Source organism: Streptosporangium sp. NBC_01639 (assembly GCF_045209755.1).
GTDB lineage: Bacteria > Actinomycetota > Actinomycetes > Streptosporangiales > Streptosporangiaceae > Streptosporangium.
Genome location: NZ_CP109272.1, coordinates 8,200,919 through 8,226,169 on the forward strand (window position 1 = coordinate 8,200,919; position 25,251 = coordinate 8,226,169).

27 protein-coding genes are annotated in these 25,251 nt (G+C 69.5%); 20 read left to right on the plus strand and 7 right to left on the minus strand.

Annotation, left to right across the window (positions count from 1 at the left end):
• The first annotated feature begins 20 nt into the window (after positions 1–20).
• The 4 genes from OHA77_RS37265 (at position 21) to hisG (ending at position 3,137) form a co-directional block, all read left to right on the plus strand.
• Entirely contained in the window at positions 21–962 is a 942-nt protein-coding gene (locus OHA77_RS37265; protein ID WP_326823511.1) for an ABC transporter ATP-binding protein, read from the plus strand.
• Entirely contained in the window at positions 962–1,840 is an 879-nt protein-coding gene (locus OHA77_RS37270) for an ATP-binding cassette domain-containing protein (protein ID WP_406313885.1), read from the plus strand. Before OHA77_RS37265 ends, OHA77_RS37270 begins: the two co-directional genes overlap by 1 nt.
• Before the next feature lie 127 nt (positions 1,841–1,967).
• Positions 1,968–2,231: a phosphoribosyl-ATP diphosphatase gene (locus OHA77_RS37275; RefSeq protein ID WP_184758206.1), complete on the plus strand. Its 264-nt coding sequence runs from the start codon at positions 1,968–1,970 to the stop codon at positions 2,229–2,231.
• Positions 2,232–2,291: 60 nt separating this feature from the next.
• Complete coding sequence (gene hisG / locus OHA77_RS37280; protein ID WP_326823509.1) at positions 2,292–3,137, plus strand: ATP phosphoribosyltransferase; 846 nt, start codon at positions 2,292–2,294, stop codon at positions 3,135–3,137.
• Positions 3,138–3,177: 40 nt separating this feature from the next.
• Here hisG and OHA77_RS37285 read toward each other — a convergent pair whose 3' ends face one another.
• Complete coding sequence (locus OHA77_RS37285) at positions 3,178–3,345, minus strand: DUF3073 family protein (RefSeq protein ID WP_326823508.1); 168 nt, start codon at positions 3,343–3,345, stop codon at positions 3,178–3,180.
• Positions 3,346–3,763: 418 nt separating this feature from the next.
• Here OHA77_RS37285 and OHA77_RS37290 point away from each other — a divergent pair, with 418 nt between their 5' ends.
• The 3 genes from OHA77_RS37290 (at position 3,764) to OHA77_RS37300 (ending at position 4,555) form a co-directional block, all read left to right on the plus strand.
• A complete protein-coding gene (locus OHA77_RS37290) occupies positions 3,764–3,967 on the plus strand; it encodes a hypothetical protein (protein WP_326823507.1) in 204 nt (67 codons plus the stop codon).
• A 1-nt stretch (position 3,968) separates the two neighbouring features.
• Entirely contained in the window at positions 3,969–4,304 is a 336-nt protein-coding gene (locus OHA77_RS37295; RefSeq protein WP_326823506.1) for a metalloregulator ArsR/SmtB family transcription factor, read from the plus strand.
• Between the two features lie 62 nt (positions 4,305–4,366).
• Complete coding sequence (locus tag OHA77_RS37300; protein ID WP_326823505.1) at positions 4,367–4,555, plus strand: hypothetical protein; 189 nt, start codon at positions 4,367–4,369, stop codon at positions 4,553–4,555.
• Positions 4,556–4,592: 37 nt separating this feature from the next.
• Here OHA77_RS37300 and OHA77_RS37305 read toward each other — a convergent pair whose 3' ends face one another.
• Positions 4,593–5,435, minus strand: coding sequence for a siderophore-interacting protein (locus OHA77_RS37305; RefSeq protein WP_406313886.1), 843 nt, complete (start codon positions 5,433–5,435; stop codon positions 4,593–4,595).
• Between the two features lie 270 nt (positions 5,436–5,705).
• Between OHA77_RS37305 and OHA77_RS37310 the strand changes: the two genes are divergently transcribed.
• The 5 genes from OHA77_RS37310 to OHA77_RS37330 all read left to right on the plus strand — a co-directional run bounded on the left by OHA77_RS37310 (position 5,706) and on the right by OHA77_RS37330 (position 11,329).
• The gene (locus OHA77_RS37310; RefSeq protein WP_326823503.1) at positions 5,706–6,362 is read left to right on the plus strand and encodes an acVLRF1 family peptidyl-tRNA hydrolase; all 657 of its coding nucleotides are present in this window, start codon (positions 5,706–5,708) and stop codon (positions 6,360–6,362) included.
• Between the two features lie 174 nt (positions 6,363–6,536).
• Entirely contained in the window at positions 6,537–8,135 is a 1,599-nt protein-coding gene (locus OHA77_RS37315; RefSeq protein ID WP_326823502.1) for an ABC-F family ATP-binding cassette domain-containing protein, read from the plus strand.
• A 114-nt stretch (positions 8,136–8,249) separates the two neighbouring features.
• On the plus strand, positions 8,250–8,465 hold the full coding sequence (locus OHA77_RS37320) for a helix-turn-helix domain-containing protein (protein WP_012892441.1): 216 nt from the start codon (positions 8,250–8,252) through the stop codon (positions 8,463–8,465).
• A gap of 131 nt (positions 8,466–8,596) precedes the next feature.
• Positions 8,597–9,406, plus strand: coding sequence for an enoyl-CoA hydratase/isomerase family protein (locus OHA77_RS37325; RefSeq protein ID WP_406313887.1), 810 nt, complete (start codon positions 8,597–8,599; stop codon positions 9,404–9,406).
• A gap of 51 nt (positions 9,407–9,457) precedes the next feature.
• On the plus strand, positions 9,458–11,329 hold the full coding sequence (locus OHA77_RS37330) for an ABC transporter ATP-binding protein (RefSeq protein ID WP_406313888.1): 1,872 nt from the start codon (positions 9,458–9,460) through the stop codon (positions 11,327–11,329).
• Between the two features lie 9 nt (positions 11,330–11,338).
• On the opposite strand, the gene OHA77_RS37335 is transcribed toward OHA77_RS37330, so the two are convergent.
• Positions 11,339–12,220 (minus strand): sulfotransferase family protein, encoded by an 882-nt coding sequence (locus OHA77_RS37335; protein WP_406313889.1) that lies wholly within the window; start codon positions 12,218–12,220, stop codon positions 11,339–11,341.
• Between the two features lie 30 nt (positions 12,221–12,250).
• On the opposite strand from OHA77_RS37335, the gene OHA77_RS37340 reads away from it, so the two are divergent.
• Positions 12,251–13,198, plus strand: coding sequence for an LD-carboxypeptidase (locus OHA77_RS37340; RefSeq protein ID WP_406313890.1), 948 nt, complete (start codon positions 12,251–12,253; stop codon positions 13,196–13,198).
• 39 nt (positions 13,199–13,237) lie between these two features.
• Entirely contained in the window at positions 13,238–14,194 is a 957-nt protein-coding gene (locus OHA77_RS37345) for a hypothetical protein (RefSeq protein ID WP_406313891.1), read from the plus strand.
• A 25-nt stretch (positions 14,195–14,219) separates the two neighbouring features.
• Here the strand turns inward: OHA77_RS37345 and OHA77_RS37350 are convergent, their stop codons facing one another.
• The 3 genes from OHA77_RS37350 to OHA77_RS37360 all read right to left on the minus strand — a co-directional run bounded on the left by OHA77_RS37350 (position 14,220) and on the right by OHA77_RS37360 (position 17,631).
• Positions 14,220–15,980, minus strand: coding sequence for a glycoside hydrolase family 15 protein (locus tag OHA77_RS37350; RefSeq protein ID WP_406313892.1), 1,761 nt, complete (start codon positions 15,978–15,980; stop codon positions 14,220–14,222).
• A gap of 32 nt (positions 15,981–16,012) precedes the next feature.
• Positions 16,013–16,618, minus strand: a complete 606-nt coding sequence (locus OHA77_RS37355; RefSeq protein WP_326823495.1) for a hypothetical protein — start codon at positions 16,616–16,618, stop codon at positions 16,013–16,015.
• Between the two features lie 89 nt (positions 16,619–16,707).
• Entirely contained in the window at positions 16,708–17,631 is a 924-nt protein-coding gene (locus OHA77_RS37360; protein WP_406313893.1) for an adenosine deaminase, read from the minus strand.
• A 109-nt stretch (positions 17,632–17,740) separates the two neighbouring features.
• Here OHA77_RS37360 and OHA77_RS37365 point away from each other — a divergent pair, with 109 nt between their 5' ends.
• Positions 17,741–18,892 (plus strand): PucR family transcriptional regulator, encoded by a 1,152-nt coding sequence (locus OHA77_RS37365; protein WP_406313894.1) that lies wholly within the window; start codon positions 17,741–17,743, stop codon positions 18,890–18,892.
• On the opposite strand, the gene OHA77_RS37370 is transcribed toward OHA77_RS37365, so the two are convergent.
• A complete protein-coding gene (locus OHA77_RS37370) occupies positions 18,857–19,984 on the minus strand; it encodes an amidohydrolase family protein (protein ID WP_406313895.1) in 1,128 nt (375 codons plus the stop codon). The two genes, OHA77_RS37365 and OHA77_RS37370, sit on opposite strands and share 36 nt — an antisense overlap.
• 369 nt (positions 19,985–20,353) lie before the next feature.
• Here OHA77_RS37370 and OHA77_RS37375 point away from each other — a divergent pair, with 369 nt between their 5' ends.
• The 5 genes from OHA77_RS37375 to OHA77_RS37395 all read left to right on the plus strand — a co-directional run bounded on the left by OHA77_RS37375 (position 20,354) and on the right by OHA77_RS37395 (position 25,228).
• Positions 20,354–21,409, plus strand: a complete 1,056-nt coding sequence (locus OHA77_RS37375; RefSeq protein ID WP_326823491.1) for an ABC transporter substrate-binding protein — start codon at positions 20,354–20,356, stop codon at positions 21,407–21,409.
• Positions 21,406–22,176 (plus strand): ABC transporter ATP-binding protein, encoded by a 771-nt coding sequence (locus OHA77_RS37380; protein WP_326823490.1) that lies wholly within the window; start codon positions 21,406–21,408, stop codon positions 22,174–22,176. The genes OHA77_RS37375 and OHA77_RS37380 overlap by 4 nt, the downstream gene beginning before the upstream one ends.
• Positions 22,173–22,937 carry an ABC transporter permease gene (locus tag OHA77_RS37385; protein ID WP_406313896.1) on the plus strand — a complete coding sequence of 255 codons (765 nt, stop codon included), beginning with the start codon at positions 22,173–22,175 and terminating at the stop codon, positions 22,935–22,937. Before OHA77_RS37380 ends, OHA77_RS37385 begins: the two co-directional genes overlap by 4 nt.
• Entirely contained in the window at positions 22,934–23,719 is a 786-nt protein-coding gene (locus OHA77_RS37390; protein ID WP_406313897.1) for an ABC transporter permease, read from the plus strand. The genes OHA77_RS37385 and OHA77_RS37390 overlap by 4 nt, the downstream gene beginning before the upstream one ends.
• A 75-nt stretch (positions 23,720–23,794) precedes the next feature.
• On the plus strand, positions 23,795–25,228 hold the full coding sequence (locus tag OHA77_RS37395) for a PLP-dependent aminotransferase family protein (RefSeq protein WP_326823487.1): 1,434 nt from the start codon (positions 23,795–23,797) through the stop codon (positions 25,226–25,228).
• Positions 25,229–25,251: the final 23 nt, after the last annotated feature.

Consider the following 25,251-nt stretch of genomic DNA (forward strand, 5'->3'; position numbering starts at 1 on the left):
ACGACCGCCGGGGAGGCGCCGTGACCCTGCGTGTGAGCGACCTGCGGGTGCACTACCGGACCCTGCGCGGCGAGGTGAAGGCGCTCGACGGCGTCAGCTTCGAGGTCGGCGACGGGGAGATCCTCGGGCTGGCGGGGGAGTCCGGATGCGGCAAGACCACCCTCGGCAAGAGCCTGATCAGGATGGACGGCCGGATGCGGCTCAAGGGAGGGGGCGCCGAGCTCGACGGGCAGGAGCTGCCGCTCGGGGACGACCGGCGGATGGACCGCTTCCGCTTCCGGGAGGTCTCCATCGTCCCCCAGTACTCCATGAGCGCCATGAACCCGACCCGCAAGATCGGCAAGATGGTCGCCGAGCTGCTCCACGCCAGGGGGGAGCGCCTGGACACCGCCGAGCTGGAACGCCGGCTGGCCCTGGTCGAGCTGCCGCGTGAGGTCCTGGAGCGCTACCCGATCGAACTGTCGGGAGGCATGAAGCAGCGCATGGTGATAGTCATCTCCACCCTGCTCGACCCCTCCCTGCTCATCGCCGACGAGATCACCTCCGCACTCGACGTGTCGACCCAGCAGGCCGTGGCCAGGACGCTCGTGGAGTTCCGGGACCGCGGCTTCGTCAAAAGCATGATCTTCATCACCCACGACATCTCGCTGACCTACCAGATCGCCGACACGATCATGGTCATGTACGCCGGAAAACTCGCGGAGCGGGCCCCGGCCGGTGTGATCGTCACCGCGCCGCGCCACCCGTACACCCGGCTGCTGATCTCCTCGCTGCCCGAGGTCGGCGTCCGCTACGCCGACCGCAGGCTCTCCGGTATCCCCGGTGAGCCGCCCTCCCTGCTGGACCCGCCCGCCGGGTGCAGGTTCAGGGACCGCTGCCCCCTGGCGTTCGACAGGTGCGCCGAGGAACCCCCGGTGGTCGAGGTCGTCCCCGGCCACCACGTCGCCTGCTGGAAGGCCTGATGCTGAAACTCGACGGAGTCACGAAGATCTACAAGGTGGGCGCCTTCGGCGGGAAGACCCTGACCGCCGTCGACGACGTGAGCTTCGACCTGCGCCCCGGTGAGGTGGTCTCCCTCATCGGCGAGAGCGGCAGCGGCAAGAGCACCATCGGCAGGATGGTCCTGGGCCTGCTGCGGCCCACCGGGGGCTCGATCACCCTCGACGGGGCCCGGGCGGCCCCCGGCAAGGCCTACTACCGGCAGGTCCAGGGCGTGTTCCAGGACCCGTTCAGCTGCTACAACCCGGTCTTCAAGGCCGACCGCGTGCTCAGAATGATCAAACAGGAGTATTTCCCCGAGGTCGCCTCCACGGAGTGGGACGGCAGGATGGAGGAGTCGCTCAAGGCGGTCCGGCTCAACCCCGGCCAAGTTCTGGGCAAATATCCGCACCAGCTCAGCGGCGGCCAGTTGCAGCGCCTGCTGATCGCCAGGGCGCTCCTGCTCGACCTGCGCTTCCTGGTGGCCGACGAGATCACCAGCATGCTCGACGCCTCCACCCGGATCGACGTGCTCAACCTGCTCGCAGACCTGAAGGCGCGCGGTCTCGGCGTGCTGTTCGTCACACACGACCTCTCGCTGGGCAACTACATCAGCGAGCAGGCCGTGGTGCTGTACCGGGGGCGGGTGGTCGAGGCGGGCACGACGGACCGGGTGTTCGGCAACCCCCTGCATCCCTACACGGCCAGGCTCCTCGCCTCGGTGCCCCAGCTCACCACCAGATGGGACGGCGTGCCCGTGGTGGCCGCCGACGGGCCGCAGGAGCCCTCCGCCCTGGTGGAGGCCGAACCCGGCCACTTCGTCCGGCGGAGCCCGGTGTCGCCGCGGGAAGGCGCGGTCTGAGATGACTCGCCCGGAGGCCCGGCCCTCACCGGGGCCGCCGCCGGCGTTCAGACGATGGACGTGTTCGATTCCGGAGCGGTGGGGCCATTAGGCTGGGAGGGCACATCCGACGACGTCGAGAGAGATCATGAAGACCTTCGAAGAGCTGTACGCCGAGCTGTCCGACAAGGCGCGCACCCGGCCCGAGGGCTCGGGGACCGTGGCCGCGCTGGATGCCGGGGTCCATGCCATCGGTAAGAAGGTCGTGGAGGAGGCCGCCGAGAGCTGGATGGCGGCCGAGCACGAGTCCAACGAGCGAGCCGCCGAGGAGATCTCCCAGCTCCTCTACCACGTGCAGGTTCTCATGATCTCCAAAGGGATCGGGCTGGACGAGGTCTACAAGCATCTGTGAGCCGGTGCGCCCGGCTCCAGCCTCGTAGCGACCACCATCCAGGTAAGGAATCTCCGCGTCATGCTCCGTCTCGCCGTTCCCAACAAGGGCGCCCTCACCGAGGCCGCCCAGACGATGCTCAAGGAAGCCGGATACCGCGCGCGCACGGACAGCAAGGAGCTCGTGGTCATCGACCCGGAAAACTCCTGTGAGCTGTTCTTCCTGCGCCCGAAGGACATCGCCGTCTACGTCGGCGAGGGCACACTCGACGCCGGGATCACCGGCCGCGACATGCTCCACGACTCCGGTGCGCGGGTCGAGGAGATCCTGCCCCTCGGCTTCGGAAGGTCCACCTTCCGCTTCGCCGCCGACCCGGGCGCGTTCTCCTCGGTCGCCGACCTCAAGGGCAAGCGCATCGCCACCTCCTACGCCGGCCTGCTGGAGGCCTACCTCGCCGAGCAGGGGGTCGAGGCCCGGGTGATCAAGCTGGACGGTGCCGTCGAGACCGCCGTCCGGCTGGGCGTGGCCGACGCCGTGGCCGATGTCGTGGAGACCGGCACCACGCTGCGCAACATCGGGCTGGAGGTGTTCGGCGAGCCGATCACCCGCTCCGAGGCCGTGCTGATCAAGGGGATCGGCGGCGTGGAGAGTCAGGGGCTGCAACAGCTCCTCCGCCGCCTGCAGGGCGTGCTGGTGGCCCGTGACTACGTGATGATGGACTATGACATCCGGGCCGAGCGGATCGAGGAGGCCATCGCCCTGACCCCGGGCATGGAGGGGCCCACGGTCTCCCCGCTGCACCGGGAGGGCTGGGTCGCGGTCCGCGCCATGGTGCCGCGCAAGGGGCACCAGCAGGTGATGGACCAGCTCTGGGAGATGGGGGCGAAGGCCATCCTGGTCACCGCCATCTTCGCCTGCCGCCTCTGAGATCCCGGCGCCGCCCCGGCCGGGCCGGGGCGGCCTCGGGCTACCGGTCGGCCGACTCCTCAGCGGGGGCGTCGGCCTCGTCGTTTCGCGCGAGACGGTCACCGGCGCTGAGCTCCTCGCGCAACCGCGCGAGGTCGATGTCGTGGCTGCCGTACTTCAGCTCACGGGCCACCTTCGTCTGCTTAGCCTTGGCTCGACCCCGCCCCATTGGCTGTACTCCCTCGCGCAGGCCGTCTCCGGCCTCTGGTCACTGTGCCTCATCGCATTGGCAAGGCTTTACACGATATGCCATGTCCTGCCGGGCGGCAGCCGTGCACGGAGACGCCTGCTCGCCCTCGGCCTGGTCCGGCCAGGGCCGCGGGCGACATCCGGAGCCGGACTGCCGCTGGCATTCTACCTATGATGCTGACGATTTGAACAATTATGCAATTTGCCACATCATAAGTAACTGTGTTCGCCATCCAGGTGCTGAAAAGTATGGGCGGCGGGAGTTCGACCTCCTCCCCACGGCCCACGCCGGGGATCTGCGGTCTCTCCTTCTCTCCGGACCTGCCGGCGCTCCGCGCCGCCGCGCCGCGCCCGCTTCCCATGGTCAGGGTTCAGGGACTCCATGCCGGAGGTGGTCGATGAGCGAGTTCGCCGCGGAGCTGCGGGCGCGCGTCGACGAGGTCGACGCCGAGCTGCAACTCATGCGACAGGCTTTTGACGACCATTCGGTCGAGGTGCTGTCCGGGCGTCTGGAGAACCTGCTGCGCATCGCCGAGCAGCATGGCGTCGACGTACGACACGCATCCGGTACGGCCGACACGCCCGTCGGCGGAGCGGCGTGACATGCCGGTCTCGCTGTACCAGGCCAAGGCCGAGTTCTTCCGCACGCTGGGGCATCCGGTCCGCATCCGGGTGCTCGAACTGCTGCAGGAGGGCCCCCTTCCGGTACGGGATCTCCTGAGCGCGATCGACATCGAGGCCTCCAGCCTCTCGCAGCAACTGGCCGTGCTGCGCCGGGCGGGGATCGTGGCCGCCACCCGTGAGGGGGCCACCGTCGTATACACTCTGTCCACCCCTGATGTGACCGAGCTCATGGTGACCGCGCGATGGATTCTGGCCGAGTTGCTGGCCGGTCAGGGAGAGCTACTGGCCGAATTACGGGCCGAGGCCCGCGGGTGAGCCCGCCCGGCGCGGGCGTTCACCCGCTTCGACTCCCACCCATCTCACCTCGGGAACATCTCATGGCCCACCAGAAGAGAAAGTCCCTCGAAGAGCGGATCGCGGACCGTCAGGCGGAGCGACCCGCGCTCCGGGACGGCAAGCACTTCGAGCACGGACCGGCGAAGTTCGTGTTCGTCTTCCTCATCACGCTCGTGGTGCTGCTCCACGTCGTCGGTCTCGGCATCGTCATGGCACTGGACCTCGGCTAGCGGCTCCGGCGCGGTCCGCGAGCCGGGCCACCACGGGTCAGGACGGAAGCGCCGCGGCCTCCTCCTCCTCGATCTGCCGGTTCCACTCCTTTTTGGAGGAGCGCCAGGCCTCGTCGTCGCGGCCCAGGCGCCAGTAACCGGAGATGGACAGCTGCGACAGCGGGACGCCCCGCTCGGTCCGCAGGTGGCGGCGGAGCTCCTTGACGAAACCCGCCTCCCCGTGGACGAAGGCGTGCAGGGTGCCGTCGGGGAAGTCGAGCTCGCGCACGGCTGTCACCAGTGCCTCGCCGACCGGCGCCGCGCCCCGGTGCAGCCAGACGATTTTGGCGTCACCGGGGGAGTCGAGGGGCTGCTCCTCCTGCGGGCCGGCCACTTCCAGGAACACATGGGCCAGGGCGCCGGCCGGCAGGCGTTCCAGGGAGGCGGCGATGGCCGGCAAGGCGCTCTCGTCACCCACGAGCAGGTGCCAGCCGGCCTGCGGGTCGGGCGCGTAGCCACCGCCGGGGCCGAAGAAGTGGATCTCTTCACCGGGTCGTACCCGCGCGGCCCAGGGTCCGGCGAGGCCGTTGTCGCCGTGGTAGACGAAGTCGAGCGTCAGCTCGGCCACCTCCGGGTCCCAGGCGCGGACGGTGTAGGTGCGGGTGGTGGGCCACTGCTCGGGGGGCAGATCGCGCTTGATCGCCTCCAGGTCGAACGGTGCCGGATAGCTCACCCCGGCCGGGGGGAACAGGAGCTTCACATAGTGGTCGGTGAACTCGTCCGCCTCGAACCCGGCGAGCCCGTCACCGCCGAGAATCACCCGGATCATGTGCGGGGTGAGTCGCTCCACCCGCCGCACCTCGCTGCGGGTCACCCTGCGTGCGGGCCTGTCCTCTGCCATACACCACGTCCGATCATCTCAAATTAGGTAAGCCTAAGTCGTAGCATATGGCTATGTGAAACATGCAAGGAAGCTGAGGCCGTCCCCGACGGCTGGGACAAGGCGCCGCTTTAAATCTACAATGTAAAGGCAGCGGAGCGGGAAACCCACCGATTCCAGCGCATGCAGCGCGACGGCAGACTCGCCGCGGGAGCGAACAGTGCCGCCCGTAGGCCGTTGGAGCCGCCTACGGCGGGCCGCCGGGCTGGGGGACCGGTAGTGTCCCATTCCATGAGTTCTCGGCCGGCCAAGGGTGGGGGGCGCTGGGTCCTGGTGGGGCCGGAGCGCCTCGGCCGCTGGGTGGACGGTTTCGTCGAGCGGCATGGTCCGCCGAGCGTGACGGCCGACGGTGAGGTCGTGCGGCTTCGGGGGGCCGATGGTGCCGTCGCCGAGTTCCAGGTGCCGTTTCCGCCGTTGACCTCCTCGGGGGGTGGGCCGCTGGCTCGGCTCATCTCTCATGCGCGCAGGGAGCGCAGGGTCGGGGTGCTGCTGGTGCGGTTGGGTGGTCATGCGGCCGGGATCTTCCAGGGTGAGGTGCTCGTCTCCTCCAAGGTGGGGTCGCGGTTGGTCCATGGCCGGAGTGCGGCGGGTGGTTGGTCTCAGCGGCGGTTCGCCCGGCGCAGGGAGAATCAGGCCGGTCAGGCGTATGACGCGGCGGCGGAGGTGGCGTTGCGGATTCTCGGTCCGCAGGTGGCCGAGTTGGAGGCGGTGGTCCTGGGGGGTGATCGGCGGGCGGTGGACGCTCTGCGGTCTGATCGCAGGCTCGCCGGGGTGTTCGCGCTGGAGGTCGCGCCTTTCCTGGTGGTGCCCGATCCCCGGCTGGTTGTGCTCTCCGGTGCGCCCGCTCAGTTCCGTGCGGTCCGCGTCAAGGTGATCGACCCCGGTTAATCAGGGGAAAGCGGCCGTGTGCGCGCCGTACACTGATCGGTATGCGCACTTCCGATTGACGCTGCCCTGATGAGGCGAGACAGCCGAGCCGAGAGCCGCAGGAGACAGGCCGCGGTGGGTTCGGCCACAGCGAGGTGAGCCTGTTTCTTTCCAGTCTGGGAGTGTTCTCCAACTATGATCGTAGCTTCTGACATCGAACTGCGCGCCGGGGCACGGCTGCTCATCGAGGGTGCGTCGTTCCGGGTGAATCCCGGTGACAAGATCGGGCTCGTCGGCCGTAACGGGGCCGGTAAGACCACTTTGACCAGGGTGCTCGCGGGGGAGGGGATGCCCGCGAGTGGCACGGTCTCCACCAGTGGGGCCGTGGGTTATCTTCCGCAGGATCCGCGGACCGGTGATCTTCAGGTGCTCGCCCGTGATCGCATCCTGTCCGCGCGGGGGCTGGATGAGGTGCTCAGGGAGCTGCGTGATGCCGAGATCGGCATGGCGTCGGCGGATGAGCGTACGAGGGATCGGGCGGTGCGCGCCTACGGGCGGCTGGAGGATCGGCTGCATGTGCTGGGCGGGTATTCGGCCGAGTCGGAGGCGGCGTCGATCGCTTCCAGTCTCGGTCTGCCCGATCGGGTGCTGGGTCAGCCGCTGGAGACTCTGTCGGGGGGGCAGCGCAGACGGGTCGAGTTGGCGCGCATTCTTTTCAGCGGAGCGGAGACTCTCCTTCTTGATGAGCCGACAAACCACCTCGATGCAGACTCAATCGGGTGGCTTCGTGATTTTTTACGATCGCATCAGGGCGGCTTGATCATTATTAGCCACGACGTCGGGCTTCTTGAAGCGACGGTAAACCGGGTTCTGCACCTCGACGCCAACCGCGCGACGATCGACACCTACAACGTGGGCTGGAAGACCTACCTGGCCCAGCGTGAGACCGACGAGAAGCGCAGGAAGCGCGAGCGTGCCAACGCCGAGAAGCAGGCGTCGGTGCTGATGTCGCAGGCCGACAAGATGCGGGCCAAGGCGACCAAGGCCAAGGCGGCGCAGGACATGCAGCGTCGGGCTGAGCGCCTGCTGTCCGGCCTGGAGGTCGAGCGGCGCAGCGACAAGGTCGCCAAGCTGCGTTTTCCCGAGCCCGCGCCCTGTGGGCGCACTCCGATCGCCGCGGAGGCCCTGTCGAAGTCCTATGGCTCGCTGGAGGTCTTCACCGATGTGGACGCGGCCGTGGACAAGGGGACCAGGGTCGTCATCCTGGGTCTGAACGGTGCGGGTAAGACCACGTTGCTCCGCATTCTGGGGGGTATCGAGCAGCCTGACACCGGTGTCGTCAAGCCGGGGCATGGGCTCAAGCTGGGCTATTACGCCCAGGAGCACGAGACGATCGATCCGGGTCGGACGGTTCTGGAGAACATGCGCTCGGCCGGGGGGACGCTCGCCGACGTCGAGCTTCGCAAGGTTCTGGGTTCGTTCCTGTTCACCGGGGATGACGTGGACAAGCCGGCCGGGGTGCTCTCCGGGGGGGAGAAGACCCGGCTGGCCCTGGCCACTCTGGTGTTGTCGGCGGCCAATGTCCTGCTCCTCGACGAGCCGACCAACAACCTTGATCCGGCGAGTAGGGAGCAGGTGCTTTCGGCGCTAAGGTCCTATTCTGGGGCGATTGTGCTCGTCACGCACGATGAGGGTGCTGTCGAGGCCCTGCAACCAGATAGGGTGATCTTGCTGCCTGACGGAGTTGAAGATGCTTGGAGCGATGAATTTTCCGATCTTGTGGCACTTGCCTGATCTTAATTTGAGCGGGTACGGATCTTTTCCCATGGAGTAGGTAGCCGATCTCGCTGAAATGACTGATCATGGCGTGAGTAACGCTGCGGAAGTCTGGCACTACAGGAGGTACTCGTGGCCGAGACTCTTAAGAAAGGCACCCGGGTGACCGGGGCCGATCGCGACAAACTGGCCGCCGATCTGAAGAAACGCTACAGCGCGGGTGAGAGCATCCGGGCGCTGGCGGCTTCGACCGGCAGGTCATACGGCTTCATCCACCGCATCCTGAGCGAGTCCGGTGTGACTCTGCGCGGGCGCGGTGGCGCCACCCGAGGTAAGTCAAAGCGCTGACCCCGCCTCGGAACGCGCGTCCGCAGCCGCTCGTCCCAGCGCCGAGACGTGCCACCCGAGCCTATAGAACCTCATTCTAGAGAATCGATAGGCTCGGGTGACACGCGGAGCGACAGGTGGGAGAGCGGGCGATGGCGGAAGTGACGTTCGGGGGGAAGGCGGGGAGGATCTCCCTCGAGGAGGTCGGTCTGCGCTTCGAGGTGGACGGCGAGATCGCGACGATCACGCTGAACCGGCCGGGGAGAAGGAACGCACAGACGTTCGCGACCTGGTCGGCGCTGGCTCAGATCGGTGACACCCTGCCACAGCAGGTGAGGGTCGTCGTGATCAGAGGTGAGGGGCCGTCCTTCTCAGCCGGTATCGACCTGCGGATGTTCACCCCCGAGGGGGTTCCCGGTCAGGGCTCGTTCGCGTCATCTGCCGCACTCGACGATTCGACCTTCGAGCAGCGGATAGCGCAGGCTCAACAGGGGTTCCTGTGGCTGCGACGCCCCGAGATCGTCTCGGTCGCAGCCGTACAGGGGCATGCGATCGGTGCGGGGTTCCAGCTTGCGCTCGCCTGCGATGTGCGGGTGCTGGCCGACGACGCCAAGCTGTGCATGAAGGAACCCGCGCTGGGGCTGGTCCCCGACCTGACCGGCACCAAGCCGCTGGTCGATCTCGTGGGCCTGTCCCGTGCGGTCGAGATCTGCCTCACTGCCCGCATCGTGGGGGCGGAGGAGGCGGCCAGGATCGGCCTGGCGGAGTTGGTCGTCGCCCCGCAGGATCTCGCGGGAGCCGTGGCCGATCTGACCGCGGCGCTGCTGGCCACCGACAGGGACGCCGCGACGGCGACCAAGCGGCTGCTTCAGGGCGCGGCCGGGCGCACTCTGGAGGAGCAGTGTGCCGCCGAACGGCGTGAGCAGGTGGTGCGGGTCAAGTCGCTGTTCGCCGGAAGCTGACGGGGGAATGAAGGTGCCCTTCCCGGCGCTGCCACCGGGAAGGGAGGCCATATGGCGATGACGGGTGGGTTCGGCCCGCAGGCGATGCGCTCGTTGCGGCGCGACAGCTCGGTGACCAAGGAACGTCTGGCGCCGGGTACGGTCCGTCGCATCGCGCGGTACGCGCGGCCGTTCTCGCGGCACATCACGGCTTTTCTGACGCTCGTCGTGGTCGGTTCCGGCATTGTGATCGCCAATCCGTTGCTGATGAAGGCGATCATCGACAACGGGATCACTCCGAAGCGGCCCGGGGTGGTGGTCGCCCTGGCGGTGGTCATCGCGGTCCTGGCGGTGGCGGACGCGGCGCTGACCCTGGGCCAGCGCTGGTTTTCGGCGCGGGTCGGTGAGGGTCTGATCTACAACCTGCGCACCGAGGTCTTCGACCATGTGCAGCGGATGCCCGTGGCGTTCTTCATGCGGACCCAGACCGGCGCCCTGGTCTCCCGGCTGAACACCGATGTGATCGGCGCGCAGCGGGCGCTGACCAGCACGTTGTCGTCGGTCGTGTCCAACGTGGTCATGCTGGTCCTGGTGCTCTGCGCCATGCTGGTGCTGTCCTGGCAGATCACCCTTGTCGCCCTGGTGCTGTTGCCGATCTTCGTCTTCCCGGCCAAGTGGGTCGGCAGGAAGATGTCCGGGCTCACCCGCCGGCAGATGGAGCTCGACGCGGAGATGAGCTCCATGATGACCGAGCGGTTCAACGTCGCCGGCGCGATGGTGGCCAAGTTGTACGGCAGGCCCGACGAGGAGGCCGTGGGCTTCGCCGGCAGGGCCGGGCAGGTGCGTGATGTCGGGGTCACCGTCGGGATGTACGGGACGGTGTTCCGGGTCGCGCTCGGCCTGGTCGCGGCGCTGGCCACCGCGCTGGTGTACGGCGCGGGCGGTCTGCTGGCCGTCGACGGGGTCTTCGAGCTCGGCACCCTGGTCGCCCTCGCGGCCCTGCTGATGCGGTTGTACGGCCCGCTGACCAGCCTGTCCAATGTGCACGTCGATGTGATGACCGCGCTGGTCAGCTTCGACCGGGTCTTCGAGGTGCTCGATCTGGCGCCGATGGTGGCCGAGCGGCCGGATGCCCGGACCGTTCCCGCGGGGGCGGCCTCGGTCGAGTTCGACGACGTCCGGTTCCGCTACCCGGGTGCCGCGGAGGTGTCGCTCGCCTCGCTGGAGGCGGTGGCGCGGCCCGACAGCGGGCCCGGCCAGGAGGTGCTGCGGGGCATCTCCTTCACCGCCCGGCCGGGTGAGATGATCGCGCTGGTCGGTCACTCCGGTGCGGGTAAGACGACCATCACGAGCCTGGTCTCCCGGCTTTACGACGTCGACGAGGGTGCGGTCCGGATCAACGGCCTGGACGTGCGCGATGCCACCTTCAACTCGCTGCGCGAGACCGTGGGTGTGGTCATGCAGGACGCCCATCTGTTCCACGACACCATCGGCGCCAACCTGGCCTATGCCAGGCCCGGGGCCGGTGAGGAGGAGATGTGGGACGCGCTGCGTGCCGCGCAGATCGCCCATCTGGTCGAGGAGCTGCCCGAGGGGCTGGAGACCGTGGTGGGCGATCGGGGCTACCGGCTGTCGGGTGGCGAGAAGCAGCGGCTGGCCCTGGCCAGGCTGCTGCTCAAGGCGCCCCGGGTGGTCGTGCTCGACGAGGCCACCGCGCACCTGGACTCCGAGTCTGAGGCGGCGGTCCAGCAGGCGCTCAAGAGCGCGCTGGCGGGGCGGACCTCGCTGGTCATCGCGCACCGGCTGTCGACCATCCGGGAGGCGGACCAGATCCTGGTGGTGCAGGACGGCCGGGTCGTGGAGCGGGGCCGTCATGAGGAGTTGCTGGCCAGGGGCGAGGTCTACGCCGAGCTCTATCGCACCCAGTTCAGCGCGCAGGTGTGATCGGGCCGGTCACCGGTAGCCCAGGCGGCTGAGCTCGTCGCGGGCGACCTTCTCCACGAGTTCGGCGTCCGGGCCCCGCAGGCGGGTGCGCCAGGTTCCCACCTTCGGGATGCTTCTGCCGTACAGGGCGACTTTGGGGACCCGGGTCTCCAGGAAGGCCGAGAGGCCGTTCAGTGCCTGGTCGGGGGAGGTGACCAGGTCTTCGTAGCGTAGGGTCAGCAGTTGCTCGCGGGGGAGTTCCTGGTGCAGGGTGGCGGCGAGGCGGACCGCGCTGCGCCAGCGCAGCGCGCATTTGCCGGCGGTGGGCATGGCTTTCCAGCGGTCGCTGTGCTCGGCCGCGTTGACGCCGAAGAAGGGGTTGGGGAACTCCGTCTCGTCGTTCAGCATGACCGGTTTGAACCAGGCCAGGCTGGCCGGGTCGGCCAGCATGTCGGCGGCGACGTCGCGCCCGTCTCTGATGAGCTGGACGAATCTGGCGTCGGGGAAGGCCTGGAGCAGCACCGAGGCGCTGTAGAGCAGGTCGGGGCTGGCGTCGCCGAACCGGGCCACCGTGCCCGGTTCGGTGCACGGGCCGTCGCCGGTCACGCCTCCCGCTTCGCGGCAGGGGGCCGGGCAGTCGCGGCACGCGCCCGGGATGATCTGCCAGGCCTCTGCCAGGGCGTCGCGGAGCACGCGGGTGGCGCCCATGCCCCGGCCGGCGATGGACGGGCGCCTGGCGAAGGCGTAGACGACATGGGTCACCGCCGGGCGTCCCATGGTGAGGTGGAAGCCGGGCGAGCGCTTCAGGGCACGGGCGAGCAGGTCCGCGCCGGAGTGGGGGGCGGCGAGCACGAACACCGGCTGGCGGACCTTGATTCCGTTGACCACGAGGATGTGAGGCGGAGGTCGCATATGTGAGCCCAGTGTGGCACCGTTTGAGGGGTGAACGAACCGGCCACGTCCGTGCCCGCCCGGTCAGAGGACATGATCATTCCGCGCTCGTTGCGGCCCGGTGACGTGGTGGCCGTGGTCGCTCCGTCCGGGCCCTGTGATCCGGTGCGGCTGGCGCGTGGTGTCGGGGTGCTCGAGGGTCTGGGGCTGAAGGTCGTCACCGGGGCCCATGTGCTCGACCGTGACCGCTATCTGGCCGGGTCCGACGCCGCCCGGGCCGCCGACCTGCAGGAGGCCTGGTGTGATCCGGCCGTGGCCGCGGTGATCTGTGCCCGGGGCGGTTACGGTGCCACCCGGATCCTGGATCTGCTCGACTGGGACGCGCTGCGGGCCGCCAGGCCCAAGGCGCTGGTCGGCTCAAGTGACGTCACCGCGTTGCACCAGGCGTTCTCGGTGGAGTTGGGTGTCGCGTCCTGGTTCGGTCCCATGCTCGCCTGCGCCACGATCAGTGACCCGGAGGGGCCCGAGCCGCGTTCTTTCCGGCATTTCACCGAGGCGCTGTTCGGTGGGCCGTCACCGATCACCGGTGATCGGGTGATCACCGCGGGCAGGGTGGTGGCCCCGGTGGTGGGCGGTAACCTCAGTCTGCTGGCCGCGCTGTGCGGCACGCCGTACGCGCTGCGGGCGCGTGGGCGGATTCTTCTGCTGGAGGACGTCGCCGAGGAGCCTTACCGGATCGACCGGATGCTCACCCAGTTGCTCCGGTCGGGGGCGCTGGAGGGTGTCGCCGGGATCGCCCTGGGCTCCTGGGAGGGCTGCGGGGATCCCTATCCGGTGCTGGAGGAGCGGCTTGCGCCGCTCGGGGTGCCGGTGATCGCCGGGCTTCCGGTGGGGCACGGGTCTCCACAGTTCAGTGTGCTGTTAGGGGCACTTGGTGCTATTGATGCAGAATCGTGTTCTCTGACCGGTTCAACCATGGACCCCATGGAGGCAGTCTAGGTGCGGACCTAGGAGGAAACCGGCAGAAGGGGCGCATGCGTGAGGCTGTTCCGGCGGCATCGTGACCGACAGACCAACCGGCGTCGTGACCGGAAGGCCGAGAGGCCACCGCGTCCGATCGAGGAAGTAGATCTCGACTCGCTGCTCTCCTTGGTCGCCGACACCCTCGGGTACACCTGTTCCTTCGCCCCCGACGGCGGCACGCTGACGCTGTCGGGCCCGCATCGGATCGTGGTGCGGCTGGCCGGGCTGCATGCGCAGGCGCGCCGCCGCTCGCGCGAGGACTGGCCGATGCTCGTCTCCGAACACCTGGCCCATGCCCTGGCCACCGTGGACGAGCCGTTCGACGCCTGTGACCTGGCCCAGGTCCGGCCGCTGTTGCGGACCCGGGTCCGGCTCGACGAGGAGGCGGGGGCGGCCCGGGTGGTCGGCCGCCATCTCAGCACCGACCTGGTCGAGATGCTCGTCGTCGGCGAGGGCGCCGCCGGGCGGCCGGTCCGTCCGGAGGAGGTCGGCTGCTGGCCGATCACCGCCGCCCAGGCGCTGGACCTGGCCGCGGGCAACGTCGGCGGCGAGGAGCCGCTGTCGGTCGCCGAGGAGGAGCTGGGCGGGGTGGCGATCCGGCGGCTGAGCGGTGCCACCGTGAGTGCCGCCGCGCATCTGCGCCGGCTGGAGGACTACCTGACGGTCCCGGCCGACGGTGTGCTCGTCGTGCTGCCCGATCCTTTCACGCTGGTCGTCCATCCGGTCGAGGGCATCAGCGTGGTCCGGGCGATCGAGCGGATGCGGCTGTTCGCCCAGCGGGAGTTCGACCGGGGTGCCGGCGCGCTCAGCCCGCAGGTCTACTGGTGGCACGACGGCCGGCTCACTTTGATGCGGGCCGATCTGGCCAGTCAGGACGGGCAGACCCGGCTGGTGGTGGCCCCGCCGCCGGAGTTCGCCCGTGTCCTGGCCGCCCTGGCCGTCCGCCCCGACGACGGTGCCGCCCCGGCCTGAGGGTGACGGGTGCGGTGGGGTCGCCTCAGCTCAGCGCGCGGGCGGTGTGGATCAGCGGCACATGGCTGAAGGCCTGCGGGAAATTGCCCACCATGCGTCCGTAGCGGGGGTCGTACTCCTCGGCGAGCAGGCCGACGTCGTTGCGCAGGGTCAGCAGGTGTTCGAACAGTTCGACGGCCTCGTCCTTGCGGCCGATCATCGCCAGGGCCTCGGCCAGCCAGAAGCTGCAGGCCAGGAACGCGCCCTCGCCGCCGGGTAGGCCGTCCACGTCGTTGTCGGCGGCCACCGGGTAGCGCAGCACGAAGCCGTCGACCATCAGCTCGCGCTGGATCGCCTCCACCGTGCCGATCACGCGCGGATCGTCGGGTGGCAGGAAGCCGACGATCGGGATCAGCAGCAGGGCGGCGTCCAGTTCGGGTGAGCCGTAGGACTGGGTGAAGGTCTGACGCGTCTCGTCGAAGCCCTTGTCGCAGATCTCGGCGTGGATCCGGTCGCGCAGTTCTCTCCAGCGTTCCATCGGCCCGGTCCGGTCGAAGCCCTCCAACTGCTTGATCGCCCGGTCCAGGGCGACCCAGCACATCATTTTGGAGTGGGTGAAGTGGCGGCGGGGGCCGCGTACCTCCCACAGGCCCTCGTCGGGTTCGGCCCAGTGCTCCTCCACGTATTTGATGAGCTCGTGCTGGATGGTCCAGGCGCGGTCGTCCGGCTCCATGCCCGACAGGCGGGACAGGTACAGGGCGTTCATCACCTCCCCGTAGACGTCCAGCTGGAGCTGGTTGACCGCGCCGTTGCCGATCCGCACGGGCCGGGACTCCTCATAGCCGGGCAGCCAGTCGAGCTCCAGCTCCGTCAGCCGGCGTTCGCCGGACACGCTGTACATGATCTGCAGGTCCTGGGCGCGGCCTGCGATCGCCCGCAGCAGCCACTCCCGCCAGGCCCGGGCCTCTTGGAGGTATCCGCCGCCGATGAGGGCCTCCAGCGTCATGGTGGCGTCGCGCAGCCAGCAGAAGCGGTAGTCCCAGTTGCGGACTCCGCCGAGGTCTTCGGGCAGCGAGGTGGTGGGGGCGGCGACGATGCCCCCGGTGGGCTCGTAGGTGAGCGCCTTGAGCGTGATGAGGGAGCGGATCACGGCCTCGCGCCAGGGCCCCTGGTAGGTGCACTGCTGCGCCCACTCGGCCCACAGCGCCTCGGTCTCGTCCAACTGGTAGATCGGGTCGATCTCGATCGGCCTGGGCTCGTGTGAGGGGTGCCAGGTGAACACGAAGGCCAGACGTTCCCCGGCGGAGACCCGGAATCTCGCCTTGTGCGCGTAGTCGCCGCCCTGCAGGGGCACGGGGGAGTGCAGCCACACCGAGTCGGGGCCGCCGACGGCCTGCAGCAGGCCGTCGGTGCGGCGCACCCAGGGCACGATCCGGCCGTAGTCGAAGCGGACGCGGATCTCGGTGGCCATCTCCACCGTTCCCGACACGCCCTCCACGATTCTGACCAGGTCGGGGTTGGCCTGCCGGGCGGGCATGAAGTCGGTCACGCGGACCGTGCCGCCCGGGGTGTCCCATTCGCTCTCCAGCACCAGGGACTCGCCCTTGTAGTGCCGCCGGGTGGCGGCGGGCCGTCCGGCGTCCGCGGGGCCGAGCCACCACTGCCCGTTGTGCTTGTCGCCGAGCAGCGCCGCGAAACACGCCGGAGAGTCGAACCGCGGCAGGCAGAGCCAGTCGATGGAGCCGTTCCGGCCGATCAGGGCCGCCGACTGCATGTCTCCAACCAGGGCGTAATCTTCGATCCGCATGTCTTGACGCTAATGCCTTTGCCGGTCCCCGGTCAGACCTTGGGCCGCATCCGGGGCATGAAGAACTGGGTGAGCGGTCCGATCGCGAGGGCGAACACCACGGTGCCGATGCCCACGGTGCCGCCGAGCAGCCAGCCGGCGGCCAGCACCGTGACCTCGATGACCGTGCGGGCCGTACCGATGGACAGGCCGAGGCGGTTGAGGCCGGTCATCAGCCCGTCGCGCGGGCCGGGGCCCAGGCCCGCGCCGATGTAGAGGCCGGTCGCCGCGCCGGTGGCGACGACGCCGAGCAGCAGGTAGGCCCAGCGCGCGGCCAGCGGGTCGGGGGCCGGGAGCAGCCACATGGCGGCGTCGGCGAACAGGCCGAGGAAGACGACGTTGCTGATCGTGCCGATCCCCGGGCGCTGCCGCAGCGGGATCCACAGCAGCATGACCAGGGCGCCCACCAGGATGATCCAGGTGCCGATCGACAGGCCCAGGTGGATGGAGAGTCCCTGGTGGAACACGTCCCAGGGGCTGCCGCCCAGGTGCGACTCGATCTGCAGGCCGACCCCGGCCCCGTAGAGCGCGAGGCCCGTGTACAGGCGGGTGATCCGGTTGGGCAGGGAGCCCAGGGTTGGGAGGGAAATCTCACTCATAATGGCCTCAATCATTGAGGCCATTGGTCCCTTTTCAAAGGTCCAATCACGGAAAGTGGCCTTATAGCGGAGGGCGTGCCAGGCAAGGCTCAGGCCTGGACGAAGGAGGCGTCGAAGGAGTTGCGTGCGATCTGGTCCAGTTGGGTGTCGGTCATGCCCAGTTCCTCGCGGAGCGCTCGGTAGTTGTCTTCGACGTAGCCGCCGAAGTAGGCGGGATCGTCGGAGTTCACGGTCACGATCAGGCCCTCGTCGAGCATCGCGGGCAGGATGTGGTCGCGCAGCGAGGGGAACGCGCGAAGCCGTACGTTGGACAGCGGGCACACGGTCAGGGGGATGCGCTCGTCACGCAGCCGGGCCACGAGCCGGGGGTCCTCCATCGCCCGGATGCCGTGGTCGATGCGCTCCACCCGGAGGATGTCCAGGGCCTCCCAGACGTAGTCGGGTCCGCCCTCCTCACCCGCGTGCGCGACCCGGCGCAGCCCCTCCGCGGCGGCGATGTCGAACACGCGGCGAAACAGCGACGGGGGGTGGCCCACCTCCGCCGAGTCCAGGCCGACCCCGATGAAGCGCTCCCGGTAGGGCAGCGCGGCTCGCAGCACCTGCTCGGCCTCCTCGGCGCCGCGGTCGCGCAGAAAGCACAGGATCAGGGCGGCGGAGACGTCGCTGTCCTTGATGGCCGCGCTCAGGCCGCCGAACACCGTCTCCAGGGGGACTCCCCGGCTGAGATGCGCCTGCGGGTCGAAGAAGATCTCGGCGTGTCGTACGCCCTGTGTGCCGGCGCGTCTGAGGTAGGCGGCGGCGAGGTCGTAGAAGTCCTGCTCGGTCCGGAGTACGGCCATGTTCTCGTAGTAGATGGTGAGAAAGGACTGCAGGTCGGTGAAGTCATAGCGGGCCCGGATGGCCGCCACGTTGAAGGTCGGCAGTTCGATCCGGTTGCGCCGGGCGAGTTCGACGACGAGTTCGGGTTCGAGAGTGCCCTCGATATGGACGTGGAGTTCAGCTTTGGCCCGCATGTGATCGAGTAAACCCGACCCGCGGCCTGGGACGTATCGTGCGAACCTCTAAAATATTGCCGTTTGACCTGGCATAACATGAAATATCCGGTAAAGAATGAGGAGGCTCATGAGGCTGGCGGACCTGCTGGCGCGCGATGATCTGCGGCTGACGCCGGTGACCGGTCAGGACGCGCTGGACCGGGAGGTGCGGCGGGCGTATCCGACGGATCTGCCCGATCCGCAGCGGTACCTCCGTTCCGGAGACCTCGTGCTGACCAGCGGTGTCTGGTACGGCAAGCCGTCCGACTGCGAGGTCTTCGCCGACGCGCTGTGGGCCAGCGACGTGGCGGGACTGGTCGTGGGTCTGATCGTGCTCGGCGAGCTCCCCCAGGCGCTCGTCGAGGCGTGTGAACGGCGCAGGGTGCCGCTGATCCTGGCCGCTGTGGACCAGTCCTTCGGCGCGGTCACCGAGGCCGTGGCCGCGGAGGAGTTCGCCGCCCGGCAGCGCAGGGCCGAACGGCTCAGGGCGCAGACGCTGATCGATCTTCTCGGCGCCCAGCAGATCGCACCCGGCGAGGTCTCGGCGCATCTGCGGCTCCTCGGCGCCGATCCCGCTCTGCCGACGACCGTCATGGTGGTGGGCCTGACCGGCGGATCGGGCGAGCACGACCTGCCCGCCGTACTGCACGAGGCGCTGGCCAGAAAGGACCGGCAGCTGATCGTCGGCGGCACGCCGGGTGAGGCGGTCGTCCTGGTCAACGGGAAGGCCTCGCGCAGGAACCTGGCCGACGAGCTTCGCGATCTGGCGGCCGGCAACCCGGGGATCGGGCTCGTGGCGGGGGTCAGCGAGCCGGCGTCGAGTGTGTCCCAGCTCGGCGAGGCCCTCGAAAGCGCCCAGCGGGGGATGGAGTCGGCCAGGACCGGTGCGGGACCGGTGTCCGTCATGTCGGCCGCCGACATCGACACCTTCGAGCAGTTGCTGACCTCGCTCCCGCCGGGCGTGCGGAGGTCGTTCAGGGAGCACCTGCTCGGCCCGGTGGAGGAGTACGACACGCGGCACGGCTCGGAGCTGGTGAAGACCCTCGACACCTTCCTGGAGACGTGCGGATCGTGGCAGCGTGCGGCGGATGAGCTGTATGTGCACGTCAACACGCTCCGCTACCGTCTGCAGCGGATCGAGGAGCTGACCGGGCGGCGGATGACCTCGATGCGGGACCGCACCGACCTCTATCTGGCCCTCAGGTCAGGGAAGGGTCCCCGCGACGAGGTGGCCCCGTGACACGACGGCGACGATGTTCTCGGTGGCCAGGTCTTCGATGCGCTCCCAGGGGCGGCCGCGCAGCACGATGAGGTCGGCTCCGAGGCCGGGGGCGATCCGTCCCACCGGCATGCCGATCGCGTCGGCGGCGTCGGAGGTGGCCGCCCGCAGCGCCGCCTCGGCGTCCATGCCCAGGATCGCGGCCATGTGCACGACCTCGGCCAGTTGGTCGCCGAACTGGACGTGATGCCCGTTGGCGTCGGTGCCCAGCACGAACCGCACCCCCTTGGCCGCCGCCTCGGCGAGCAGCACGTTACGCCGGGCGACCAGCTCCGCGGCCTTGGCCATGGCCTCGGCGGTCACCGGGACGCGCCCTTCGGCGATGGCCTCGTTGATCAGCAGGGTCGGGGCGACGGGCGTACGGCGGGCCGCGAGCGTCTCGGCCAGTTCGGCGCTCAGCAGGGTGCCGTGCTCGATCGAGTCGACGCCCTCCTGCACGGCGATGCGGATGCCGTCCTCGGAGTGGGCGTGTGAGGCGACCAGCATGCCGAGCGCGTGCGCCTCGTCGACGACGGCGCGGATCTCCTCGGGCGTGTAGTTGCGCCAGCCGTTCTTGTCGCCGATGGACAGGACGCCGCCACTGGTGGTGATCTTGATGCCGTCCATGCCGGCGCGGGCCCAGGTGCGCACCAGCTTGCGGCACTCGTCGGGTCCGTCCGCGGTGGGTTTGCGCAGGGGGAAGGCGGGCGGCACGAACAGGTCGTTGTGACCGGCGGTCATCCCCACCACGCCGTGGACCTGGATGCGCGGCCCCGGCAGCACCCCGGCGTCGAAGGCCCGGCGCAGTGCGATCTGCGCCTCGTCCCCGGCCAGGTCGCGCAGGGTCGTCACGCCGTGGCGCATGGCGCGCTGGGCGTGGGCGGCGCCGTGCAGCACCTGCTCGTCTCGCGTGGTGACCAGCGGCCAGGTCATGAAGTCCGGTTGGTTGTCGCCCGCGTACCCGATCAGGTGCACGTGCGTGTCGACCAGGCCGGGGATCACGCACAGCTCGTCGTGGCGTTGCGCGGCGGGCCGTACCTCCCCGATCCGATCGGGCTCCCAGCTGATGTCCACCGGTCCGCGAGATTCGGTACCGTCCCAAAGGGGAATTCCGTCAAGTCTCATTTCGCCGCCGACGCTACCCGATCGATCCGGTGGTTAGAGGGACCTACGGACCTGGCCGGCCGCTCTCGTAGGGACCTACAGGGGGCGCGGCGGGCTGATCCCCTCCCGCGGCCGGCCGCCGGATGCGGCTGCGGGCGCCGGGAGCAGGGGTTTCTCCGTGTGTCGCCGCGGTCGCGGCCCGGATGCGCGGCCGTGCGCGGTCTTTCTGCCCGGGGGCGTCCTCCCACCCACTTGGTAATGTCCGAAATTTCGTCACAAGATGGTAATAATCGGCGTATACCTTCCTGACCTGCACGTTCATCCGGCCCAAGGAGAAGTATGGCTACCCTCGACCGTCGCGCGTTCCTGCGGACGACAGGCCTGGCCGGGTTGGCGCTCGGTCTGACCGCCTGCGGTGACAGCGGCACATCCGCCGGAGCCGGAGGAGGCGGCGAGGGGAAGTTCGGCGCGGTCAAGCTCCAGCTCTCCTGGAAGAAGAACATCGAGTTCGCCGGGGAGTACTTCGCCGACAGCAAGGGCTACTACAAGGCCGCGGGGTTCAGCCAGGTGGAGTTGCTGTCCGGCGGCGGATCCGGCACCTCCGTCGAGTCGGGCCTGGCCACCGGCCGCTGCTGGATCGGGCTGTCGACGCCGACCATCACCGCGCCCGCGGTCCTGCAGGGCGCGCAGCTGAAGATCGTCGGTGCGACCTTCCAGAAGAACCCCTTCGCCGTCGTCTCCCTGGGCAAGGCTCCCATCGAGGACCCCAAGGCCCTGGTCGGCAAGAAGATCGGGGTGCAGGACGCCAACGAGCTGGTCTGGAACGCGCTGCTCAAGGCGAACGAGATCGACCCGGCGAGTGTGACGCGCGTCCCCTTCCAGTCCGACCCCTCGATGCTGACCTCCGGCCAGCTCGATGGCTACGTCGGCTTCGTCACCAGCGGCCCGGTGCGGCTGAAGATGCAGGGCGTCGACGCGGCGCACTTCCTGTTCGCCGACCACGGGCTGCCGCTGGTCGCCGAGACCTTCACGGTGGCCCAGCAGACCATCGACAGCGAGCGCGACAAGCTCAAGGCGTTCCTGACCGCCGAGATCAAAGGCTGGAGGGACGCCGTCGCCGACCCCGCGAAGTCCGCGGAGCTGGCCGCGAAGACCTACGGCAAGGACCTCAACCTCGACGTCGCCGAGCAGACCGAGGAGGCCAAGATGCAGAACGAGCTCATCGTCACCCCTGAGGCCAAGGCCAACGGCCTGTTCGCCATGACCCCCGAACTGATCGAGCAGAACATCGCCTCGCTGGCCAAGGCCGGGCTGACCGTCAAGGCCGAGGACCTGTTCGACCTGTCGATCCTCGACGAGGTCCACAAGGCCGACCCGAGCCTGAAGCTCTCATGACCGGCATCAGCATCAGCGGGCTCGGCAAGCGGTTCACCACCGGCCGGCGCTCGGTGACCGCGATCGAGAACGTGGACCTGCAGACCCCCCAGGGGTCCTTCCTGTCCCTGCTCGGTCCCTCGGGCTGCGGCAAGTCGACCGTGCTGCGCATCCTGGCCGGGCTCGAAAAGCCCACCGCGGGCGAGATTCTGGTGAACGGCGAGTCCCCCGAGGAACTGCGCAGAAGCCACCACCTCGGCATCGCCTTTCAGGACTCGGCGCTGCTGGCCTGGCGGAGCGTCGCGGCCAACATCCGGCTGCCCCTGGAGGTCGCCGGTCTCAAGCCCGAACCCGGTGTGATCGAGGACCTGATCAAGCTGGTGGGCCTGGAGGGTTTCGAGAAGGCCAGGCCGGCGGAGCTGTCCGGGGGCATGCGCCAGCGGGTGTCCATCGCCCGGGCCCTGGTGGTCCGGCCCAGCGTGCTCCTGCTCGACGAGCCGTTCGGGGCGCTGGACGACATGACCCGCCAGCGGCTCAACCTGGAACTGCTGCGGATCTGGACCGAGAAGCCCGCGACGACGCTGATGGTCACCCACGGCATAAGCGAGGCGATCTTCCTTTCCGACGTCGTCGCCGTCATGAGCGCGCGGCCGGGTCGCGTCGTCGAACTGGTCGAGATCGGCCTGCCGCGCCCGCGCACCCCCGAGATGATGCGCACCCCGGAGTTCCACGCGCTCCACGACCACCTCAGCGACCTGCTCTTCGGTCACGGGCAGGGCGGCTCGTGAAGCGGGCATACGGCCTCCTCGGCGTCGTCGTGCTGATCGGCCTGTGGTGGGTGCTGGCGGTGACCGTCTTCGCGGGCGACGGGGCGGTGCCGACCCCGTGGGCGGTGCTGGCCGCGATGGGGCAGGACGGCTGGGCCTTCTACGGGCCCAACGTGTCCGCCACCGTGACCGCCGCCCTGCAGGGCTTCACCTGGGGCAACGGGCTGGCGATCGGGGTCGCCCTGATCGTGCTGCTCGTCCCGCAGCTGGAGGCCGTGGCCACCCAGCTCGCGGTGATCAGCTACTGCATTCCGCTGCTGGCCGTCGGCCCGATCATCCTGGTCGTCTTCGGCGGCCCGGCCACCGTGGTGTTCCTGGCCGCCATCTCGGTCTTCTTCACCACGCTCATCGGCGCCCTGCTCGGCCTGCGCTCGGCCGAGCGGACCAGCCTCGACCTCATCGCCGTGTACGGCGGGGGCCGCCTGGCCAAGCTCCGCCACGTCCAGGTCGTCGCCGCCCTGCCGAGCACGTTCGCCGGGCTGAAGATCTCGGCCCCCTCCGCGCTGCTCGGCGCGATCATCGGGGAGTACCTCGGCAGCAACGACCAGGGCCTCGGCGTCTCCTTGATGATCTCCCAGCAGCAGTTCCAGGTCCCCCGCACCTGGGGGCTGGCACTCGTGGCGGGACTGATCGCCGGCCTTGGCTACGGTGTCGTCACGCTCGTCGCTCGAGTGGTCACCCCCTGGTCGTACGGCGGCGCGGAAACGAGGACCTCTCTGTGATCGGCCGTACCGTTCTGCGGGTCGTCGGCCCGCTGCTGCCCTCCGTGCTCATCGTCGTGGCCGGGTGGTGGCTGTTCCTGGAGGCGTTCGCGATCAGCCCGCTGGTCGGCAAGCGCCCCCCTCAGGTCTGGGCCTACCTGTTCACGGCGGCGGACTCGGGAGCCCATCGCGAGACCGTCTTCGCCACCCTCGGTGTCACGATCAGGGACGCGGCCGTGGGGTTCACCGCGGGCATGGTCGCGGCGCTGGCCGTCGCCGTGATGTTCGTGCTCTTCCGGGCCGTCGAGCAGACCTTCATGCCGGTCGCGATGCTGCTGCGCTCGGTGCCGCTCGTGGTGATGACGCCGTTGATCACCCTGGTGTTCGGCCGGGAGCTTCTCGGCGTCGCCGTCATCGGCGGGATCGTGGTCTTCTTCCCCGCCCTGGTCAACATCGCCTTCGGCCTGCGGTCGGCCTCCCCGCAGGCGACCGACCTGATCATGGCCTACGGCGGCGGGCGCCTGACCGTCCTGCGCAAGGTCGCCGTGCCGACGGCGATGCCCTCGGTGTTCGCCTCCGCCCGGATATCCGTGCCCTCCTCGATCATCGGCGCGCTCATCGCCGAGTGGCTGGCCACCGGTGAGGGGGTCGGCGCCGAGATCCTCCGTGCGATCGGCGGCTTCCGCTACGACGAGGTCTGGGCCGACATCGTGGCCGTCACCACCGTGTCGATCCTCGCGTACGCGGTCGTGGGGGTCGTCGAAGCACTGGTCCTCGCCCGATTCTCCGACAACCGCGGGTAGATTTGTCGTGCGGACGCATGAAACGGGAGGGGGAACGGGGTATCGGGCCTCCGGGTGCCGCTCCCCCGGTTGTCAATGGACCGATATCTGAGCGGGCCTCAGCTCGCCCGGCTGGTGGCGATCGACCCCGGCGCCAGGCCGTACTACGGGGCCCTGGCCCAGGCGGTGCGGTCGCTGATCCTTGACGGGCGGCTGCCGGTGCGGATGCGGGTGCCGGCCGAGCGCCACCTGGCCGAGGCCCTGGGGGTCAGCCGCACCACCGTGACCGCCGCCTACGACCGGCTCCGCGAGCAGGGCTACCTGGAGAGCAGGCAGGGCGCGGGAAGCTGGACCGCGCTGCCCGAACCGGGCTCGCTGGGCACCGAGAACCCGTGGATCGCCACGGGCGACGACGGGCTGCTGCCGCTGCACGCCGCCGCGCCGCTGGCGACCCCGATGCTTCCCGCGGCGATCGCCTTCGCCACCGAGAACTACCGGCGCCACGCGCTCGGCAACGGCTACGACCCCGTCGGGATCGCGCCGCTGCGCCAGGCGATCGCGGCCCGTTACACCGCCCGGGGGCTGGCCACCCGCCCCGAGCAGATCTTGGTGACCGCGGGTGCCCAGCACGCGCTGCACCTGCTGACCACGATGCTGCTGTCGGCCGGTGACGCGATGGTGCTGGAGTCGCCGACCTATCCGCACGCGCTGGACGTGGCCAGGACACGCGGCGCCCGGCTCGTCCCGGTCGGCGTCCCCGACGACGGCTGGCACCTGGACCTGCTCACCGGCGCGTTGCGTCAGTCGGTGGCCCGCCTCGCCTATGTGATCCCCGACTTCCAGAATCCGACCGGGCATCTGATGGACGACGCCACGCGGGCGGCCCTGGTCGGGGCGGCCAGGCAGCACGGCACCACGCTGATCGCCGACGAGACCTGGGCCGAGCTGGCGATCGAGGAGGTGCCGCAGACCGCGCCGCTGGCCGCGTTCGACACCGACGGGCGGGTGATCAGCATCGGGTCGGCCTCCAAGCTGTGGTGGGGCGGTCTGCGCATCGGCTGGATCCGCACCACCGCCGCCATGGTCCGCCGGCTGGCCGTGCTCCGTGCGGCCGTGGACGTCGCCAGCCCGCTCTTCGAGCAACTGGTCGTGGCGAGATTGTTCGAAGACGTCGAGGAGACCAGGGCCGAGCGCCGCCACACGCTCCGTCTCTCCAGGGACGTCCTGGTGGCGGCGGTGCGGGCGCGGATGCCCGACTGGGGCTTCACGGTGCCCAAGGGGGGAGGGTCGCTCTGGGTGCGGCTGACGGATCCCTCGGCCACCGCGCTGGCCGACGCGGCGGGCTGTCACGGGGTACGGCTCGCGCCCGGCCCCTGGTTCGGCGTGGACGGCACGCTGGAGGGGCGGCTGCGGCTGCCTTTCACCCAGCCGCCGCAGGTGCTCACCGAGGCGGTGGAGCGCATCGCCGAGGCCAGGATCAGGGGCGCCCACGGGATCCCGCCCGCCCGGCCGCTCACCCCCGCGCTGTGAGGGACGCCCGCGCTGTGAGGGAC